The sequence below is a fragment of the Novipirellula aureliae genome, assembly GCF_007860185.1.
Classification (GTDB): domain Bacteria; phylum Planctomycetota; class Planctomycetia; order Pirellulales; family Pirellulaceae; genus Novipirellula_A; species Novipirellula_A aureliae.
This window is the reverse complement of sequence record NZ_SJPY01000004.1, coordinates 237,105-255,686: the sequence shown is the minus strand read 5'-3', so window position 1 is coordinate 255,686 and position 18,582 is coordinate 237,105. Positions and strand designations below refer to the sequence as shown.

The 18,582-nt window shown below is 54.8% G+C and carries 6 protein-coding genes; 5 read left to right on the top strand and 1 reads right to left on the bottom strand.

All coding sequences use genetic code 11. From position 1 onward, the window contains the following. Positions 1-214 precede the first annotated feature (214 nt). The 5 genes from fliP (at position 215) to Q31b_RS13340 (ending at position 4,457) form a co-directional block, all read left to right on the top strand. The gene (fliP, locus tag Q31b_RS13360; RefSeq protein WP_390622328.1) at positions 215-1,039 is read left to right on the top strand and encodes a flagellar type III secretion system pore protein FliP; all 825 of its coding nucleotides are present in this window, start codon (positions 215-217) and stop codon (positions 1,037-1,039) included. A 104-nt stretch (positions 1,040-1,143) separates the two neighbouring features. After that, the gene (locus Q31b_RS13355) at positions 1,144-1,410 is read left to right on the top strand and encodes a flagellar biosynthetic protein FliQ (protein ID WP_146600190.1); all 267 of its coding nucleotides are present in this window, start codon (positions 1,144-1,146) and stop codon (positions 1,408-1,410) included. After that, positions 1,410-2,204: a flagellar biosynthetic protein FliR gene (locus tag Q31b_RS13350; protein ID WP_146600189.1), complete on the top strand. Its 795-nt coding sequence runs from the start codon at positions 1,410-1,412 to the stop codon at positions 2,202-2,204. The genes Q31b_RS13355 and Q31b_RS13350 overlap by 1 nt, the downstream gene beginning before the upstream one ends. A gap of 7 nt (positions 2,205-2,211) precedes the next feature. Next, positions 2,212-3,288, top strand: a complete 1,077-nt coding sequence (gene flhB / locus Q31b_RS13345; protein WP_146600188.1) for a flagellar biosynthesis protein FlhB — start codon at positions 2,212-2,214, stop codon at positions 3,286-3,288. Positions 3,289-3,542: 254 nt separating this feature from the next. Beyond that, positions 3,543-4,457: a DNA integrity scanning protein DisA nucleotide-binding domain protein gene (locus Q31b_RS13340; protein ID WP_146600187.1), complete on the top strand. Its 915-nt coding sequence runs from the start codon at positions 3,543-3,545 to the stop codon at positions 4,455-4,457. Between the two features lie 351 nt (positions 4,458-4,808). Here Q31b_RS13340 and Q31b_RS13335 read toward each other — a convergent pair whose 3' ends face one another. Continuing rightward, complete coding sequence (locus tag Q31b_RS13335) at positions 4,809-18,509, bottom strand: FG-GAP-like repeat-containing protein (protein ID WP_146600186.1); 13,701 nt, start codon at positions 18,507-18,509, stop codon at positions 4,809-4,811. Positions 18,510-18,582 lie beyond the last annotated feature (73 nt).

Below are 18,582 nucleotides of genomic sequence, written 5' to 3'. Positions count from 1 at the left end.
ACCGGCCCCGGCATCCGCAGCTTTCCTGCATTCTCAAGAAAAAGAATTTTCGATCGTTCGGTCGGTGAGGGATGCGAGCTCGAATCCTCCAAAATCTCTCTTTCATTTTTCGGTCGATTTTCACTAAAGTTGCACCAACACTCTGACCGACAGGCCACACCGATGGAGCGACGACGGTTTGAAACGTTTTGCGACCATTTTGATTTTCCTAATAATGCTTGCGGTCGTTGCTGCGCCCAAAGCGGTCGCACAACAAGCGTCTCCGCAAACAGCGTCGCAAACAGCGGCCCCGTCGATCGTCCAGCCTGAACCACTTAAAATTCCGGCTCAAACGCTTGATGTCCTTGGTGGTGGCCCCGAGCAATGGACGAGCCCCGAGGGATTGACGAGTAGCTTGAAGGTGCTGCTGCTTTTGACCGTCCTCAGCATGGCTCCGGCGGTGTTGTTGATGACCACTTGCTATGTCCGCATCATCATTGTGCTCGGTTTGCTGCGACAGGCGATTGGTCTTCAATCGATGCCGCCGAGTCAAGTGATGACGAGCATCGCGTTGTTCATGACCTTGTTCGTGATGACCCCCGTATGGACTCGCGTCTATGATGACGCGATCGAACCTTACACCAATCCCGACGTTACGATGTCGATGGAAGAAGCCTACGAAGCGGGCTCGATACCAATTCGCGATTTCATGTCACGGCAAATTGATGTTGCTGGGAACCATGATGACGTTCATCTGTTTTATGGTTATATGGATCCCGACGCCACAGCACCAAGTTCGTTTGAAGACGTTCCGCTGCGAGTGCTGTTGCCCGCATTTATCTTGAGTGAGCTCAAGACGGCGTTCTTGATGGGATTTCAGATCTATCTGCCATTCCTAATCGTCGATTTGGTAGTCGCCAGCGTCACGATTTCGATGGGGATGCTGATGTTGCCACCAGCGATTATCTCGTTGCCATTCAAGTTGCTATTGTTTGTGTTAGTCGACGGGTGGCGATTGGTGGTCGAGATGCTAATGAACAGTTTTGGAACATTGGGATGAGTCATACCTCAAGCAAGATTGTTCCCAAACTCCTACTTTGTAACGAGTAAGGATACCTGCGGCCATGGCCGCGGGATCACCCTATACGAATGAGAATAAGCACGATGATCGATACAGCGACGGCGGTTGACCTTTGCCGAACGACGATGGTTTCAGCCGTTATCACGGCCGCTCCGATGCTGCTCGTTGGCATGGCGGCGGGTTTGACGATTGGTCTCTTGCAAGCTTTGACCCAAATCCAAGATCAAACCGTGGCATTTGTTCCCAAAATATTGGCGATGGCTGCTGTCCTCATTGCCTGTACCCCTTGGTTGATCGAGCACATGGTCGAGTTCACTCGCATGATATTTGTTAACGCAGGGTCGCCTTGATGGGATCGGAGGAATTCCAATCGTTCGTCCAGTACGCCATCGACCATCTCGTCCTCGGTGTCCTTGTCCTGACTCGGCTCAGCACGTTGCTGATGTCGATGCCCGCGGTTGGTGTCGGTGTGCCCCGGCGGGTACGAGCTTTCTTAGCCGTCACGATGACGGTGTTGTTGCTTCCCCCCGTCGCCGCCAATCTTGACCCCGGTTCGCTGCCAGCCCTTGACAACCTAGTTGACCTTGCAATCGCGATCGCGCGCGAGGGAATCATTGGTTTGCTGATCGGTGCAACGATCCAACTGATCGTGACAGGGCTTCAGTTAGCGGGCGAAGCGATGAGTAGTACCGGGGGGATGCAGCTTGCCAACTCGGTCGATCCGACAACCAAGAGCAATATGCCGACACTCGCTACGTTCATTGGAATTTTTGTCACCGCGGTCATGTTCTGTGTCGGAGGTCATCGAATGATTCTACAAGTTCTGGTCGATAGTTTCGATGCGTTGCCGGCGGGGAATGTCACCTTTAGCGATTCGATGATGAGCTTGATCGTCGAACAATTAAGCGCTGGCGTGGTCGCCGGAATCCGTGTCTCGGCTCCCGTCGTAGCTACACTTCTATTGAGCAATCTACTGACCGGACTCATCAGCCGTACGCTGCCACAGATCAACGTCTTGGCGATTGGACTTAGTCTGAATGCATTGGCGTTATTGGTAGTCACCACATTGACGATAGGATCAGTAAGCTTGATTTTCCAAGATGAGCTAGCCAAAACCATCGACCGTCTCAACAACCTTTGGTGATTGAATCATGGCCGATAGTGGTGCCGACAAGAAGCATTCCGCAACCGATAAACGACGTCGCCAGGCGCGTGAAGAGGGGCAAGTCGTTCGCAGCCAAGACTTGACGTCGGCCGCGCTTCTCTTGGCTGCCTTGGGATCACTTTGGATGCTCGGCGGACCGGCAACCGAGATGCTAGCAGGATCCATTGCCGATGCCCTTTCAACGCCCCGCATCGCCTCGCCGAATACCAACGATGCCTCGAATTGGCTGCTGACGACCGCAACTCGGTTGGGGATCGCAACGGTGCCAATCATGCTAACGATGATGGTCGCCGCGATTTTGATCAATGTCACTCAGAGCGGACTGGTTTTGTCGCCCCAAAAACTCGCTCCCAAACTCAGTCACTTGAGTTTGCTAGCGGGTGCCAAACGGATTCTTTCGGTCCAGGGTGTTGCCAAGCTGGGGTTCGGGATCTTTAAAGTTGGCATCATCGGCGTTGTTGCTTATTTCGCAGTACGAAAGTACCAAGAACCGATACTGGGTTTGGCATCGATGTCGATCCCACAAATCGCTTCCACGATGTTTCATTGTTTGCTTGGCGTTTGCGTTTGGGTCGGCGGTGCATTGTTCGTCTTGGCTATTTTGGAGTATGCATTCCAAAAGTGGAAATTCGAGCAAGACCTGATGATGACGGACCAGGAGGTACGCGACGAGATGAAAGAGAGCGAAGGGGACCCGCAAGTCGCCCAACGGCGCCGTCAAGTCCAACGCCAAATGATGCAGCAACGAATCGCCAGCGAAGTGCCGAAGGCCGACGCAGTGGTGACGAATCCGACCGAGTTAGCGATCGCGATCAAGTACGATCCGAAAACGATGCAAGCTCCGATCGTATTGGCCAAGGGAGCCGGTTCGGTGGCCCAGCGGATCCGCCGTTTGGCACTTGAAAATGGTGTACCGGTGGTTGAGCGTAAACCGTTGGCCCAATTGCTCTACAAAACGGTCGACATTGGCGAATCGATCCCGGCGGATCAGTACCAAGCCGTCGCCGAAGTCTTGCGATACGTATACCAATTGCAAGGCAAGCAGGTGCCGAAAGCAGGATAAAACAACGGGGCAGGCTTCCATGCGTCTCTTCTCAAGCACGAGCAACGAAAAGCCTGTCTCACGGAAACGTCACGTCTCGGAGAGACGCGGCTACATAATACCGTTCAATTTGCCAGATTTCCTGGCCAATCTGCTTGCCGCTTTCCGCTACGTGGTCAATACTTGATAGGCATGCTTGATCTTTCTTTCACGTTCCTCTTTTTGTCCTGAGATTGCAGGTGGCGACACAACGTCTAACGAAACACAATGCGGCAATGATCCGCACCGCAGCTGCTTTGATGCGCGACCGTAATGCTGATGCGATGTTGATGTTGTTAGATGGCTCGACGGATTGGAAAAAGATCGCGGAGTTGGTCCAACCCATCGACAAACCAATCATCGTGGCTGTCGACTCCCCCGAGGACCTAGAAGGTGCTGCGGAGGCGGGTCTCAAGCCGTTAGCGCTGAACAAGGAAAAAGCGCCGTTGCTCGAGCGACTTCAACATGCCTTGCTCGAATCCGCAGCAGATGAATTCATTCGTACCAATGGTGAGGTGATCGCTCTTTACAGCGGTTTTCAACAAGGCCGACTCGATTCGATCAGCCATTTGCAAATCGACGAACGCATGCGGCAATTAACCGTCCGCGACCTGCAATCGATCGAAAGTCGCGTCCCTCTAAAAACAATCAAAGCGGTCATCGATTTGGCGGCACAAATTGGCCGCGAAGGCCGTGAAGGCAAACCCGTCGGCACGCTTTTCGTCGTCGGTGATACCCGTCATGTGCTCGATCATGCCAACGACAGCGGAGTCGATCCGTTTCGAGGTTACAACCGCAGACAACGGAATTTGCTCGACAAAAAGGTTCAAGAAGACGCCAAGGAAATCGCTCAATTAGATGGTGCGTTTATTATCAATAGCGATGGTGTGATCGAAAAAAGCCGCCAAATGCTAGAGGTTTCCCACGACGCATTGACGATGAGCAAAGGACTCGGTGCCCGGCACTGGGCCGCGGCGGCGATCAGCCAAAAAACCAAAGCGATCTCGGTCGTCGTTAGCCAATCCACCGGAACCGTCCGGCTCTACCAAAACGGGCTACTGGTGATGCGAATCGAACCGATGGACAAGAATGTGAAATGGCAGGAGTTCAACTTCGAACCACCCACCAGCAGCAACCCGCCCGAAGCGTAGGCGGGACTTCAATCCTGGTATTGCAAACCCTGTCATGCACGCAAATGGGACGGTGTTAGCCAACCCAGATAGCACAATCACAACCCGCAGCAAGCCCCCTCGAATTCGTATTGGATTTGGCTTGATACGCCAGTGCAAAGTCACTCGTTCCGCTATCTGCAAAGCCAAAACCCACGTCCGCCAGTCTGCTGACATGGAACTGAGCGACGCCCAGACCATCGCCCACATATCCTGAGAGACGCAACGAAAGAAGAACCCAAATGGTAGGATAAACGCAATCAAGTCAATCGGTTAGTGGGTGGCACCATCTGTGATCTGTTACAATCGAAACAGTTACAGTGTGGCGTGGACCTAAACCGCGCTTTGAATAATCTTGACTAAATTGAACATGAAATCCAGCAGCACCTCCTCGCTCTTGGAAAGGTTACTTGGATTGAGATGCAAGGTGTGTTTGACCAACTCGCCGAGACGTTCCGTATACTTGGCTTTGAGTGCTGCCCGTTCTGCTGAGGTCAAGATTTTGTAGAAGGTGGTTCCATTGTTGACCAGCTTTTGACTAGTCGCATTCAGTACAGGACGGATTTCGCGAATGTCAACGACGCCCGGCCCGACCAGAACATTAAAGAACAGATTTGCACCTGCATTAAAAAAGACGTCTCGCGTGAATCTGGCGTTCTTAATGTCGCCGCTGTTGATCCCTTTGGTCACATCCTCGGTAAAACTGGCGACTGTCGGCGGGATCGCGTAGGCGATTCGGCCTGCATATTTTGCAACCAGCGGATTTGAGATTGCTTTGGCCACGACGGTCGAACTCGTAAAGGCCTTCGAAAGCGACGCACCAAATGCACCGCCAAACGCTCCAAACGCAGCTCCAATAAATGTTTCTGTTACGAGTGCGAAACCGCGTTTGCCACCCGCATAGGCGCCGACGAAGGAGAACACGCCCCCAATCAAGCCACCCGTCACGGTCGAGGCAACCTGAACTTCCGCGAGTGAAAACGGAGTCTCGCCAGTCGGATCCACATAGGTGACGGGGTTGTTATTTGCATAGAGGTATCGATGTAGCGATTGAGGATCTGCCAGATCCCCTTGAGCGGGGTCTCTTGATATGAATCGCTGGAGAACCGGATCGTAGTAACGCGCCCGCAGGTAGACCAGTCCTTCTTCGCCTCCTAAATGCTCCGCAGCAAAACCAAGTTCACTCGGCCAATTCCCTTCCGACTCGATAACCATTCCAAATGCATCGTATTGGTGTCTCGCCGCGATCACCCCCGATTCGTCAGCGATGGCTATCACGTCGGTTGATCCGTCGAGCAACATGTAGTGATGATGCTCTGCGGCATCGGATTGAATCAGCGGGCGATCACCGTAGACATAGTAAAATGCCTCGGCACCCTCGTCTCGATATTCGCCGACAACTTGAGTGACGCCGGACAAGTCAAACGGATCATTCGCATAAATTGTTTCCTCATCGCCGACGGACCGCGAAAGTCGATAGCCACTCGCGTCGTACTGGTACGTCACGTCCACGTCGCTACCAACAACCCGAATCAATTGTCCTTCAGCATCATAGCGGTATTCAATCGTCTGTTCGCCCACCGTTTTCGATTGCAGTCGGCCATCTTCGTCATAGGTAAAAGAAACCATGCCGCTAGAGACGACTTGATCCAACAAGTTGTAAACGAGCGTCGTTTCCGTCTCACCAACAATTCGGGTGATCGCGTTACCCACAGCGTCATAGGAGTGTGATTGTTGATAAAGGATCAAGCCATCGCCATCGTAATGCGTTTCGTCGACGAGCCATCCACGATCATTGTAGCTGTACTCTACCAAACGACCACTGTCATAACGGGCTTCGCTTCTCCGTCCTGCTGCGTCATACGCATATTGCACACTCGCCAGCACTTCTTCGCCACGGACGTACTGGGCAAGTGTCATTCGGCTAAATGAATCGTAGGCGAATTCCGCTTCGATTCCGTTTGGATAGTCGATTCGGGTGACGTTGTCGCGAGAATCGTAGTGGTAGGAGACAACCGCGTCGTCCGTTGTGGTCACCGATTTGATTCGCCCAAGTTCATCGTAGGTGTACTGCGTCGTCTTCGCTAAGCCATCAGCGAACGACTGGGTAACGCTCTGCCTCAAGCCACGAGCATCATAAGTGTAAATCAGCTCGGTGTCATTGGGAAATTCAATTTTCGTTGGTCGCCCCGTCGTGTCATACTGGTATCGAGTCGTACCTTGGTCATTAATGCTTTCGGCAAGCGATCCATCATCGTTATAGACAAACGATTCGCTTAGTCCGTCGGCGAAGCGACGTTCGACGACTCGCCCATTACGGTCCATCGTTATGTCGGTCTTGGAACCATCGCTATCGATTTGCGAAGTCACAAGTCCAGCTGCATTGTAGATGGTCCTTACGGTCGATCCATCGGGGTAGACCTTCGAGACCAATCGCCCTGCTTCATCGTATTGAAACTGAGTGGTTCGCCCCAAGGCATCGGTCTGCTCAGAAATCAAGTTGTCGTCATTGTAGACGAAGTGCGCACTTGATCCGTCCGGGTTCATGACGGTGACGAGGTTGCCTACTAGGTCGTAAGCGAATCGTTGAACCTGCCCCAGCGGATCCATCACGGCGATAAGTTCACCCTTGGTGTCGTATTCGCGTTGGATCCGTGATCCGTCTGCAAAAACTGTCTCGACAGCAAGTCCACGATCATCGTAAATGGTCTCGGTCGTATAGTCGCCACGATCGGTCACATGAGTCAACCGTCCCGCCAGATCGTACTGATAGCGAGTGATGCCGCCGAGCGGGTCGGTTTGTGAAATTAACCGACCTGTCGGATCGTAGTCGTAAGTCGTGGTCGCACCGGAAGGATCTTCTCGCGTGATTAAGCGACCGACGGGATCATAGCCGTTTTTGATCGTGCCGCCGTCGGGCAAGTCGACGCGAATTTGGCGTCCCAGTGCATCGTAGACAAAGAGAACCGCGGCCCCCGTTTCATTCACCAATCGAACGAGTTCCCCCTTCTCGTTGTACTCTCGCGTTTGAGCATGGTTCAACGAGTCCTCAAACATGGTTTCCTGTTGGTTGCTGTCATAACTGATCGAGAAGGCCTCAACGCCCTCCGCATCAATCACGCTCGCCAATTCTCCGGTACCATCAAACACTAATTTAATTGAAGCGCCCGTTTCTGAGCTCGCTTCGTTATACAGGCCCCGCGAATCGGTCTTAAATTCGTATCGAGTTCCTCCCGCAGTTTCAAAAGTGATCGGAGTTCCAGTCGCATCATAGGTCTGTGTTTGCGATCGCCCCAAGGGGTCGGACACCGACGTTTGGTTTCCCATCGCATCATAGGTGAATGTTGTTCGATTACCGTCTGCATCCGTTTCTGACTCGATGAGCCCTTTCGAATTGACGGATCGCTGCACGACCATATTGCCCTGCAAATCGATTCGTTTAACGAGATTACCTTGTTCGTCATACTCAAATCGCAATCCGCGTCCGGTCGGATCGACCCATGACGTCAAGCGGTCCCCACTGGCATAACTAAATCGAGTGATGCCTCCATCGGCTTCAGTGCGCATTAACAAGTTGCCGGTGGAGTCGAATGTTTGCCGCGTGATTTCACCATTCGCGTTGACGACCTCGATGAGATTGTTATTGGAATCAAAACTGCGCTGCGTCACGCCGCCAAGAGGATCCGTTGAGTGGACAAGGTTTCCACGATTGTCGTATTGGTGAACGGTCACGGCACCATCAACATCTTCAATCACTTCTTGCCTCAGCGATGCATCCACATCGAACTGGACTTCACGCCCCGAGGCGTCCGTTCGTTTCGTTAGCCGTCCATTGGAATCGTATTCGTTGCGAACAATTGGCCTTTCAAGGGGGTCAATGATCTCGGTAATTCGATGTTGTCCATCGTAAGACACTTTGGTGTCGTAGCCATCGGGGTCAACAACTCGTACAAGATCGCCGGACGAATACAGATACTGTGTGACTCCCCCTTCATTGTCGCCAATCGAAACAATACGCCCTCGACTATCTCGCCTCAAGTGAACCATCGACTGATCCGAATCGTTCAAGATTGCCGCGTCCGTAAAGCGAATCGTATTGCCATTTCGATCATCGGCCGAAAGAAGCTTGCCTGTCCCACCATCAATTCGATAGGTAATTTTTTCGCGTGTCGTCAATACATACGCACCGCCAAAACTTGGACTGGCAGGGTTGTACGGAATGCCGCCCGGGGCGTACAGTTCGCCCTGTTCGTTGACCTGCAGGTAGCTACTGGTTCCCGTCGAGAGCGTTGAAGTCACACCAGGGTCAGGGGTAAAGCGGGGACGAGCGAGGACCAAGTTGTTCCCGCCAAATCCAGGTAGCACGCGGATATCTGGGTCGAAGGTGAAACCCTGGCGGCCTTCGCCGGGAACATTCAAGTAGACCTTCACACCAGGACGCAAGGCCGAGTAGATGCCAATGTCTTCGAGGCCGCTATTTGGTAAGCCCACCCGTAAGTCCGTGTTGCGATACTCTAATCGCCAACCATAACCAAAGTCGCCTTCACGGTCGGCTTGTAGCGTGTCGTAGATCCGTGTGATCTCGATCGGGATTCCGGCGACCGGGATCACCATGTCCGTAAAGCTCAAACGGAAATTCCCGAGCTTCAGCTCGCCGGCCAACCCAACGTGGTGCTCGACGACGTTGACGATGCCCGCATTGGTGGCGACTTCGAGACGAATCACGTATTCGTCGTTGACTAACAAACTGGTGTCCCAGACGCCGAGTTCGCCATTGGTGACAGCAGTCGTGCTCTCGTAGAACTCGGTGTAACTGGTCTCATCCACGCGGCGGTACGACAGCTTGTAACCGAATAGATCCTCGTGGGCGGCGGTGCCGACGATGCTGACCATGCCGGTGACCGACTCGGTGTCCGTTGGACTTGTGATCACCGCGGTGGGGATGTCTTCCGTACCCGCTCCGCTCCAGCCTTCCGGGAAATCGTAATCAAACGTGATCGTCTTGGTGGTCACGTTGCCGTTGGTATCAATCGCGGTTGCCGTGGCGTTGATCGTTTGGAACGTCCAATCCTCGAAGGTAAACGTGGCGGTGCCGGCGGCGTCGAGCGGGATGTCCTGACCGTTGGCTTGTAGCGTCAACGACGCGATCGCTACGTTATCGATCGCTTTGACAAACACCTTGAAGGGACCCTGCCATGGTAGGACGTTGCGAGATCCCTCGCCAAGGTTCTCGATCAGGCTGAGCTTGGGCGGAATAACATCCTCGATCACCTCGAGCGTAAAACTCTGCATGACTTCGCCGCCACGCGGATCGCTAACCTTCACGGTGAAGTCGTGCGAACCAATGAGTGAAATGTCCGTCTGCCAGCGGATGCGTCCAAAGGAGTCGATCTCGGCTCCGGCAGGAACGCTCGTTAACTCATACGAGAGTTGATCGAGATCCGCGTCACTGACCAAGACGTCGTACTTGAAGACTTCACCGGCGGACACGTTCAACGGTGCGATGCTGTTGATGACTGGTGCCGAGTTCTGCGCCAACACGTCAAACTCGAACGACTCGATGGCACTGGCTCCACCCGCATCGGTGGCGATCAGCGTGACGACGTGCTTGCCAGCTTGATCGGTCGCCGGAGTCCAACTGACCACGCCCGTGGCCGCATCGACCGTCATGCCGGTCGGTCCGCGTCCCAGGCTGTAGGTGATCGTGGTGCTCTCCGGATCGGTGGCCGATAGGGTATAGATGAATTCCGTTCCGACCGAACCAAAACGTGGTGCATCGCTGGTGATCTGCGGCGGCAAATTGGCAGTGCCCGCCGCGACGTTGATCGCGAACGCCTGTGTTGCGGCGCCGCCCACACCATCACTGACTTGAATCACCACATCTTGCTGACCGACTTGATCGACCGCAGGCGTCCATGAGATCTCGCCGGTGGTTTCGACAATCGTCATCCCGGTCGGTGCCGTCAGTAGAGTGAACGTCAACGGATCGCCTTCGCGATCGATCGCAACGACCGTGTACAACAGCGAGGATCCCACATTGGCCTCCGTCGGCGGCACGCTAACGATCCGCGGCGGACCACCAAAGCGGCTGACGTTGAGTGTGAATTCCTGAGTCGCCGTGGCGCCCAGCGGATCACTGACCTGGATAAGCACGACGTGTTCACCAAGTTGATCGCCAGCAGGTGTCCAGCGGACATGTCCCATCGATGGATGGACACTCATGCCGATGGGAGCGTCGAGCAATGTGAATGCAAGGATATCTCGATCGGGATCGGATACCATCACGTCGTACTCGTAGGGTTGTCCGAGTGACACCGAAAGCAGCGGAGCAGAATCGATCGACGGAGGGGCATTCTTGAGGCGACCGGTGACTTCGATCTCGAACGTGATTGTTTCGGTGTCGCCATCAGCGGTCGTGGCCGCCAACTCGACCGATTGAGTACCGAGCTGGCTCGACGAAGGCGTCCACTCGATCGTGCCGTCTGGCTCCACGGTTAAACCGGCGGGGCCATTCGAAAGCGACCAGCTGACAGGTCGACCGAGCTGATCGATTGCGCCGATACGGCTGAAGTAGTCGGTGACGACCGCCGCGGTCGTTCGCGGCAGATTGACATCCAGCGGCAATACGGTCGGTGTTTCGGTGGTAACCTCGACGGACCAAGTGGCCGTCGTGGATGCACCCGCTTCATCCGCGACTTCGACCGTAAATGCATGTGAGCCGACGTCGCTAGCCGCGGGTGTCCAGGCAATTCGGCCTGTCGTGGCATCGATGGTCGCACCAGCCGGGGCATTCGTGAGCGTGTAAGTCAGTGTTGTCGATTCAGCGTCCTGGGCGATGATGTCGTAGCTGTAGGAGATGGTGGAGTAGGCTGTCGTGGAAAAGGTAGGAATCACAGGCAAGAGGCCTGTGCCACGGGTGATCACCGGCGGAGTGTTCGGTGCGGTGACGTTGAGATTGAAATCGTGCAAGGATATGGAGCCGGATACGTTAGTGGCTCGCAGGATGACCAAATGCTCGCCGACTTGATCAATCGACGGACGCCAGGCAACGAGTCCGGTTTGAGGATCAATGGTCATGCCAGCGGGTGCTAGCGATAGATCGTAGGTGATCGCATCGGCGGCGATGCCCATGGCGACCGACGCATAGCGAAACGTTTGCCTGGCTTCGATCGTTGTGCTCGGCGTGGTGACAAAGTGCACACCGCCGGTGACCGAGGTGTTGGTTGGCTCAACGATAAAATCATTGCCCGCTGAAATCTCGTCGTCGGCCAGCGTGACCGTCAGTCCATCACGGCCCGCCGTGTCCGCCCAGCCAGCAGGCAGCTCCGTGTGGATCTTGTAGGTGCCCGAATCGAGCCCCGTCAGCGCATAATCACCGTTGCGATCTGTGACCGCCATCGGTTCGTTTTCACCTCGCGAACCATCATTGTCGAGGTCCGCAAACACTTTCCAGTAGGCCACCGCCTCCGCATCTTCGGTCAACAATTGCCCACGGATGTGGCTTAGCGACAGTTGCTCGATGGCCAAGTCAAAAGCGGTCTCGTCGTTGGCCGTGACACTGACCGGCATCGCGCCGGGCGGCACGTCGTAACCGGCCATCGGTGAAACGCGAACGGGATAACTACCCGGCAAGAGACCCTCGAAGCGATAATCACCATTAGCATCCGTGGTGGCCGTTGGTTCGCTTGGGTCCGGATAAGCATTGCCGTTGGTATCGATGTAGAGTTGCCAGCCTTCGAGCGGCGGTTCGGCGGGGATACCTTCCTCGCTGCCATCGTCTTGATCGCCATCTCGATTCAGATCATCGAAAAGGTGGCCGGTGATGGAACCACGCAGCTCCGGCAGAACATTGACCGTAAACGACTGCTCGTCGTACCCACCACGGCCGTCTTCGACAGCGATTGAGAAATCGTGTTGGCCAGGGGTTACCAACCCTGACGTTGGCTGTGGCAGCAACCCATTGGAGGTTCGGTAGCCGAAATTGTTGTTGCCGGAGTAGTCTTTCACCGACAGCGCATAAGTATCCTCGAATCGGAAATCGAGTACCAATTCAGGATGGTTCTCATACTGTCGCCCCATCCCTTCTTGTATCTCGGCTGCTGACCGGGCGACGTTCCAGACGCGGAAGTTATCGAGCGTCGCCATCGTCTTGTACTGGCCACCGTATCCAACTTCCAGAATCCCATCCTCTGAATAGGCGATCGAATCTGGAATGGATGTCGTGCCGACAACGCGTCCGTCGGCATAGATGGTGGCCGTTTTCGTAGCATCATCGATAGTCAGCGCCATGTGAACCCAACGATCTTCGCGAGCCTCGAATTCCGGCCGGAAAGTGATTGTCTGTCCATCGAAATTCATCACGAGCTCCAACTGCGTGTTGAAGCGAGTTCGCAGGTAGAATGCATTGCCGTAAGCACCCGGCAGCCTAAACAGAACGGAAGCACTGTTGCTGGCGGTCAATGTGTGAATATTGAACCAACCTTCGACCGTAACGCTACTTGGCTGTAAGGAAGCATCCGCCGGGACACGCACGTCGCCCCCTTCGTCATAGGGAGCGTAGATAAACGCTTGCCCTCGCCCATCCCAGTCCAATTCACCGGTGGTGGGATCGAGCGTGGCACCGTCTGGCGCGTTCAGTAGTCGATAGCGAAGAGCATCCTGATCTCCGTCAACGGCGGTCGCAGCGTAGCTGAATTTTTCGTTTGCCCCAATCGAGGTTACCGGCTCCGTCGCGATCAGCGGTGCAGCATTCTCACGGGCGGGCACGACGTCGATCTTGAACGACTGCGTGGCCACACCTCCCCGACCATCATCCGCTGCGATCGTAACGTCATGGACACCAACTTGATCTGGAGATGCCGCCCACAATAAAGCGCCCGAGTCACGGTTGATGATGAGTCCGCCTGGACCATCAACGATAGAGTAGGTGAGCGGATCGTCGTCAGGATCCACCGCATCACTGTCGTAGCGGTAAACTTCGTTGGGATCGAAGCGGTTGTAGATCACGCTGGCGGTCGCATCGCCCGAGTTCGCAACGATCAAATCCGTACGTCCATCTTCGTCTGCATCCGCAAGCGTCACACGCATTGGATGATCTCCGACGCGGATGTTTTGCGGCCTGGCATACTGGTTGTTCCCTCGACCAAAAAAGATTGCCAGCACGTCGTCTTCGGAAAGCGTTACGGCCAAATCGGGATTGCCGTCGTCATTCAGGTCAACCGCTGTCACGTCGCTTGGCGTGGATGCGAGATCGACATAGATGGGTGAACCGGTCGGATTACTAGCCAAATCGCTTAAGATCATCAGACGGTTCGTATCGGGCAAGGTAACGACAGCCTCGATCGTACCATCGCCGTCCGCGTCTGCGAGCGTTAGTCGCCCAGGTTTGTCTCCAATCGCAATTGCCGTCGGCTGACCAAGCGTGCTAGTGCCATCGCCCTGAAAAACCCACAGGGCGTTCAACGAGTCATCGAGGGCCACGATATCGATATGGCCATCGCCGTTGACATCGGCTGCCGCAACGTCAATCGGTCCATTGCCAACCGGTATGTCAGTCGAGGCATAGCCGCTCGCCAAATTGCCCGCGAAAACACTTAGACTACGACTGGCGCGATTGGCGGTGATCAACTCCATTTGCCCATCGGCATCAATGTCCGCTGCTGTGACCGCCTTGGGAGATCGGCCAGTCAATAAATCAGATTGACGCGTCAGACGCCCCAGGTTGTCTCCGACGAAGATCTGCAGACGGTCCATCTGGTCTTGAATTGTCAGAACTTCTTCATTGCCGTCGCCGTCAAGGTCGACGGCGACAAGATCGACCAAGTCATCACGTCGTCCTGCATAGATCGACGTCGTATCCGGGTGGTAGTTGCCAACACCGTCTGAGCCGTGTACGAAATCGAGATGCCCATCATGATCCACATCGATGAACACACCTTCCTCTGTCGACCCCACCATGCCAATGCGTTGGGGAGGTTCGAACGTCGCATCGCCGCGACCCAGCCGGACCGATAGCGGACCGCGACCTTGAGCGGTTGACGAGTGATCGGAATCCGTCACTAAATCCAAATGGCCATCTTCATTGAAATCCACTAGCCAACTATCACGAGATCTCTGCGCTCTTCCTGAATCCTCCAGATGTTGGAACAGTTCGAAAACGCCGGTACCATCATTTAAAAAGATCAGTGGACCAGCGACCGAGGCGATGACGAGATCAACGTCATCATCGCCGTCCAGATCACCCGCCATATAATCGCCTGCCGTGTCGATCGAGCCGACGAGCGGGGTAATTGTGTCCTCCTGGTAGGCTGCAAACTGATTGTGAAGCGTGAAAGCGCCGGCGCCATCGCCAGCCATCACCACCAGCATGATCTCCTGGCCAGATTCACGCGATGCAAACGCCAGATCGGGTAGGCCGTCGCCCGTAAAATCGCTGGTGACAAAGGCATGCTCCCAGAATGAGACGTTCACGCCTTGAGAACCATCCGGAAGCTGCTCTCGATGCGTATGCGTAAAGACGCCGGGATCTTGCGGATCATTCAAGTAGACATCAATGTACCGGGCAATTGAATCCTTCGTCACAAAATCCGGAAATCCATCCGAATTGAAATCCGCGATTTGGAAATCGTTGTAGCCATAAAAACCGCCACCCGGTTGATCGTCACTGACAGTAAACGTCCCATCTCCATTGGAAAGCGCAACATAATAGCGACTCCCATTCGCGCGTGCCCGCGTGGCGACGACGTCAGGCAAGCCGTCTAGGTTAAAGTCCGCAACCGCACCGACCCCGGTTGGCCGAGAGACACCAAGCGACGGGAATGGCTCCGCAAAGGTCCCGTCGCCATTGCCCAGATAGATGCGGTCGTTCGATACGTCCAAAAGATCGACGGCACCATCACCATCGAAATCGGCAGCGAGTGTCTCTTTCCAAATCGCACCTGATATCGCAGGAACGGTCCGTGTACCGCCAAACTCTCCGGGGCGGGTTCCCAGCCGGATCCCGACTCCGTCAAAGTCACCGCTTTCTGTGAAGTACGAATAATCCATGACGCCGTCGCGGTTGTAATCACCGAACATTGCCCCGCGGGCAATATCTCCGACCTCGAGCGGTTCGACGTCACCCGAGAAGTCTAGCATGGCATATTCCGTAATCTGAAAGAGCCCTGTGCCGTCGTTAATGGCAACTTTCGTCGAAGTCCAATCGCCGTTCGCATTCCCAAAAATCAAGTCGAGATCGCCATCGAAATCAACATCTACAGGATTGTCACTGCCCGCATAGTTGCTGAGCCAAGCATCTGTTTCAGGCCCTGGCTGATAAGTAAAATCGATCCCACTACCATCCCCAAGTAAGACATCGAGACTGGCCGTTGAGCGATGAAATGCCAGATCGACATTCCCATCACCGTTGAAGTCTCCGCCACGGATCCAATAGTACGGGGTAAAATTGCCTTCGGGATCGAAATCGGCAGCCAGTGTGAAGTTGCCAGCCCCATCGTTGTGGTAAACCTGGATGTTGCTACCCACAGCAATCACCAGATCTTGGTGGCTGTCGCCGTTTACATCGAGAACGTCGTAAGGCCGCGTTTGCGTTGAATAGCAACAATTCGGAGCTTCGCCCGCTGAGCCAATAACGACCGGTTCTGCGAAAGTCCCATCGCCGACACCCTTCATCCACACCGCCTCATAGTTGGCACCAAAGCCCAGCACTGCGGTCCGCCCGACGAGATCTAAAACGCCATCTTCGTTTACATCCGCCGCGAAAAAGTCACTGACTGGATTAGTAAATGTCTGCTCCAATGCCTCTCCAAACGTTCCATCGCCATTTCCTGTAATGACGATCAGCCGCGGATCCTGCCGCCGCTCGACCGCTACCACGTCCAAGTTGCCGTCGCCGGTAAAGTCGCGAAGCAAAAGATTCCGAGGATCATAAATGTTGCTACCGATGTCATGGGCGTAGATCTCAATCGGCGCACCAAAGCCGCCATCGCCATCGCCAAGCACCGCCGTAATCCGCAATTGATATTGGAGCCCCAGCACGGAGGAGTTAAACGCAAACAGCGTGACCATATCGAGAATGCCATCACCGTTGAGGTCGCCCTGATCCATGCCGAAGACGCCATTGCTATCGCTTGCCGAAAGGTATTCGGGTATGCCAACATCAACCTTGTATCCCACATCAAACAACTGACCATCGGCAGCTGGAAATCCTGTCGAATAACTCGTCGCATCATCAAATCGGTCGTTGTTCTCGCCCGCGTAGACACCAACAGTTTGCTCGCCGGAATTGATTGTTACGATTCGTGGACCTTGGAAACCGCTGATCGTCGCCACACCCGCCGGCGAATCACCTACCCCCACCGTTGTGATCTCAAATCCGCTCGATGCAATTGCGTCGGTGATCGGATCGCTGACGAAGTTCGGCGGTCGGTTTGCGAGCGATTCGACCACCTCTATCTCGAAACGCTGCTCGACGAACAACCCATACGGATCGGTCGCACGCAATACGACATGATGCCGTCCGAGATCACTCGAAAGCGTCTCCCACGACAATCGGCCGGTCTCCGAATCGATCGTAGCCTCCGGTGGCCCCGTCACCACGCTGTACACGAGCGACTGGTCGTCCTCGTCAGCCGCAACGGCATCGTAATGATACGTATGGCCCGCTTCGATCTTGGTAAGCGGCGTTGTCGTGAACCCACTCGGGGCGACATTCAAGTCACCCAAAGTCGTCAAACGATAGCCGAATCGTGTATCACCCGGGTTGGTGAAACGGATCTCACGAGGCCGTGTCGACTCACCCGGACCGAGCGGGCCATCAAGTGATGCGGTCATGTCAAAGTAAGGCCGACCATCGGCCAGCAATCCGTCAGGATGCATGACGAAGGTATCGATCTCGCTGAATTGATCCAACACCACGATCATCTGCCCGGTTACCGCTTGATTGCCGCGGTTGGTGACGACAAGCTCACTGATAATCTGGGATCGATCCGAAATATACGAGGTCCGCCCATAATGAGCCTCCATGCTAGCGGAAACGTCTTCCAAGTTTTCGACAACCAGCGGACCTCCATCCAGCAATCCGCCCGATTGCAAGCCCGATGTCGATTCCCCTGCATACTCCATCGGTGGCATCGACATGCCGGTCACAGGCTTCATATCGTGGATCACGACCGACGAAGTCTCATCGCGGTCGTTATTGAGTAGGCGTGCCGTCACGATGACTTCCGTCCCGGCGTCAAGATGAGCCAAATTGATCACCGCTTCATGAACGGACGTTGGCGAGGTTCCTCCGTCGTCCAATGAAGTCGCCAGCCCCACTGCGTCAGCGGTACGCTCGGACCAATTCAGCGATGCCGTTCGTCCATAGGCAAAGGGCTGGGTGAGGGAGTTGCCAGCGGTGTCCGTAACCGTCACTTCAAAAGCATCCTGCATCGATTCGGTCGATGCGGTATCGAACACCGGTGTTTCGAAGCGAACGCTTACGCCAGCGTCGTCGCTTGGCAACGTCAGTTGACTTGACACCTCCGTCCGTAGACTCGTGCCTTCGTTGAGCCGGACATGGCAACCAACCGCATCGTAACTGCCGCCAGTCGTTTCCCCGTCGACCGAGGAGGCAAAGGAGTAAATCGAGCCGAACTCCGAACCCGAAAGTGCATTGATCACCACCAACGCATCGTGAGCGGTCGCCTTGCCATCGCAATTCACATCATAAAAGGGAGGACGTGTCTGTTCGGAAAACTCCGTAATCAAAGCGCCAGTCCCAGGATCGCTGTAACGTCGATCGGTCAATTCGTTAATGATCGCGAGCGCATCACTCGCCCTCAGACCCTGCTCTGCATCGACGTCGGTCGCGCGTAACACGTTGTGCCAAATCGCAGCGTCCAAAACCCGACGAGCTTCGAGCACCTCGTAACGACAAACACGAGGCTTGCGACGTCCACGAGAACGAGAATCTTTCGGCCGCCGCTTTCCAGCAAGAGGCGAACGGGAAAGAAGACGGGACAGGCCAGACTGGCCCTCGTTGAAATGACTCATGATTCAGCTCGTTGATGTAACATTATCTTGCAACCACTTTCGCTATGGCCTCGATTCGAAGAACGCCTTGCGA

Bases quoted from the DNA above. Each gene is read 5' to 3' on its own strand.
- Q31b_RS13335 (WP_146600186.1), bottom strand. From the start codon at position 18,509: ATGAGTCATTTCAACGAGGGCCAGTCTGGCCTGTCCCGTCTTCTTTCC.
- Q31b_RS13350 (WP_146600189.1), top strand. From the start codon at position 1,410: ATGGGATCGGAGGAATTCCAATCGTTCGTCCAGTACGCCATCGACCAT.
- flhB (WP_146600188.1), top strand. From the start codon at position 2,212: ATGGCCGATAGTGGTGCCGACAAGAAGCATTCCGCAACCGATAAACGA.
- Q31b_RS13340 (WP_146600187.1), top strand. From the start codon at position 3,543: ATGATCCGCACCGCAGCTGCTTTGATGCGCGACCGTAATGCTGATGCG.
- fliP (WP_390622328.1), top strand. From the start codon at position 215: ATGCTTGCGGTCGTTGCTGCGCCCAAAGCGGTCGCACAACAAGCGTCT.
- Q31b_RS13355 (WP_146600190.1), top strand. From the start codon at position 1,144: ATGATCGATACAGCGACGGCGGTTGACCTTTGCCGAACGACGATGGTT.